This is a genomic window from Streptomyces scabichelini (genome assembly GCF_011045015.1).
Classification (GTDB): domain Bacteria; phylum Actinomycetota; class Actinomycetes; order Streptomycetales; family Streptomycetaceae; genus Streptomyces; species Streptomyces scabichelini.
In genome coordinates this window covers 1-2553 of sequence record NZ_JAAKZY010000432.1, presented here as the reverse complement: position 1 = coordinate 2553, position 2553 = coordinate 1, and the positions used below count along the sequence as shown (strand labels likewise).

The following is a 2553-nucleotide window of genomic DNA, read 5'->3' as shown; positions in this document are numbered from 1 at the left end:
GGAGGTGCGGGTGCGGGAAGGGTCGGTGTGGGTGCGGGAAGGGTCGGTGTGGGTGCGGCCGGTGTGGTGCGCCGTCTTGCCTCCGCCAGTTGCTCGTCCAGCCGGCGGGACAGCGCCGCGGCCCGGTCCGCCGCCGTGGGCGGCGTGACCGGCGTGGCCGGGCTCATCGGACGGCCCGCTCGGCGTTGAGCAGGGCGACGGTCTCGGAGAGCTGGTTGATCAGCGAGGCCTGTGTCTCGGCGAGCAGGTCGATCTGCCGACGGAGCTCGGCTACTTCGGCGCGGGTGGCGTATCCGGGTTCCTCGGGGTCTGGGGCGGGTGTGCGTCGTGCGTCGACGGCCTCCGCGACGGGTGCGCGCCGTACGGCGGTGCTTTCGGCGTCGGACCCGTGCCGTACGGCGGTGCTCTCGGCGTCGGACCCGTGCCGTACGTCAGCGGCCTCCGCGCCCGGGGTGCGTCGTACGCCGACGGCCTCCGCGACGGGTGCGTGCTGCACGGCGGTGCTCTCGGCCTCGGACCCGTGCCGTACGTCGATGACCTCGGCCCTCGGCTCCGGTGCCGGCCGCTCCACGCGCTTCGCTATGAGCTGGGCCGTCAGTTCCGGTGACCCTGCCTCCTCCAACAGCTCCCGCACGGCGATCCGCACCTTGAACTCGGCCTCCAACTGCCGCAGCATGCCGATCAGTTGCAGGGAGTCCGCGCCCAGGCCGACGTATGTCTCCCCGGCTCGCAGCCCGCCGCGGTCGTATCCCAGGTGCTGCGCGGTCAGATCCAGTACGCGCTCGAGTACTGCCTGGTCGGTCACGTCGTCCTCCCCATCGGGTTCGCTTGCGGGTACGGCCGTGGTGGGTGCCGGCGGCGGGCCGATCCAGTACGACCGGTGCTCAAACGGGTATGTGGGCAACGGGATACGGCGTCCCCCGCACCCGTCGAGCAGGGCGGCCCAGTCGACGGCCACCCCGGCGCAGTGCAGCCGTGCCACCGTCGGCCACAGGTCGTCCGGGCTCCGTCCGGTGGGGACACAGAGGGTGCCGGGGATCGCCCGGCGGGCCAGTCGGGTCATGGTGGCGCCGGGGCCGAGTTCGAGGAGGACGTCCGCCGGGGCCAGGGTGCGCAGGACGGCGTGGAAGTCGGCGGTGTGCCGGGCCTGGCGGACGAGGTGGTCGGCGTCGGGCAGCCAGCCCGGGGGATGGGCGACGCCGTCGAGCCCGCTGACGAACTCGACGTCGACCGGCCGCAGTTCGGTCTTCTCGATGGCCTCGCGCAGGTCGTCGAGGACCGGGTCGAGGAGCGCGCTGTGGAAGGCGCGGTCCACCGGGAGGAGTACGCCGGTCAGGCCCTTCCCGGTCAGCCGCCGGTGCACCTCGGCGACGGCGTCCGGCGGGCCGGCCAGCACCTGGTGCTCGGGTCCGTTGGACACGGCGAGCTCTACCTGCCCCGTCTGCCCCACCTCGGCGGCGAGTTGCCGTACCCGATCCCGGTCGGCGAACACCGCGAGCATCGCGCCCGGCTCCGTGTCCCGCATCAGCCGGCCCCGTCGGCACAGCAGCCGCATGCCGTCCGCCATGGACAGCGCCCCGGCGGTACACAGGGCCGCGTACTCGCCCACGCTGTGCCCGGCGACCGAGGCAGGCCGTACACCCCAACTCCGCCACAGCCGGACCTGCGCGACCTGGAGGGCGAAGAGGGCGGGTTGAGCGAAGGCGGTGTCCCAGGGGGCGGAGGCCCCGACGGTCCGGTCGGGGTGGCCGTCCTGGCTCGTCCGCCTCGGCTCCGGGCTCGCCCCGTCGGTGGTCCTGGCGGGGTGGCCTTCCCGACCCGTCTCCTCCCCGTCCTCCCCGGTGATCCGATCGAGGAAGTCGTCCTCGCCCGTCTCCTCCCGGTAGATCCGCGCGCACTCCCGCAGCACCTCGGCGACGACCGGGAAGCGGGCGGCGAGCGCGGCGGCCATGCCGGGGCCGCCGGTGCCCTGTCCGCTGAAGACGAAGGAAGGGGAGACGGGCTGATCGACCGTTCCGGTCAGGGCGCCCTCCGCGCCGGCGAGGAACGCGTCCAACCCCTCGACGAAGGGTGCGGTGACGACCAGCCGGTGCGGCAGATGGCGCCGCCCGAGCGCGGTCGTCGTCAGCAGATCGGCGGGGGCGATGTCCGGGCGCCGGACCAGCTCGTCCCGGAAGGCCCGCGCGTACGCGTTCAACGCCTGCGGTGTCCGCGCCGACAGCGGCAGAAGCCCGGGCATCACCACATCACCGGGCCACGCCTCCGGCGTCCCTGGCGCACCGGTACTGCTTTCGGCGTCCCACGGCTCAGGTGTCCCCGCCGCGGCGGCTTCGCTTTTGTTGTCCTGTGGTTCGGGTGTTCCTGGCGCGGCCGTCTCGCTTCCGATGTCCCGCGGTTCCAGCGCCCCCAGCCCGGCCGTCTCACTTCCTGCATCCCGCGGTTCCGGCGTCCCTGGCGTCCCTGGTGTCCCCGGCGCGGCGGTACCGCCTTCCGCGTCCTGCCGCTCCGGCGCCCCCGCGGCCGTACCGACACCGGCTCCCCGCCCCTCCGGCG

At 74.2% G+C, this 2553-nt stretch carries 1 protein-coding gene; it reads right to left on the bottom strand.

Annotation, left to right across the window (positions count from 1 at the left end; translation table 11 throughout):
• Nucleotides 1–163: 163 nt before the first annotated feature.
• Nucleotides 164–2553, bottom strand: a 2390-nt coding sequence (locus tag G5C60_RS50350; RefSeq protein ID WP_206441009.1) for an acyltransferase domain-containing protein, incomplete at its 5' end; no start/stop codon positions are given.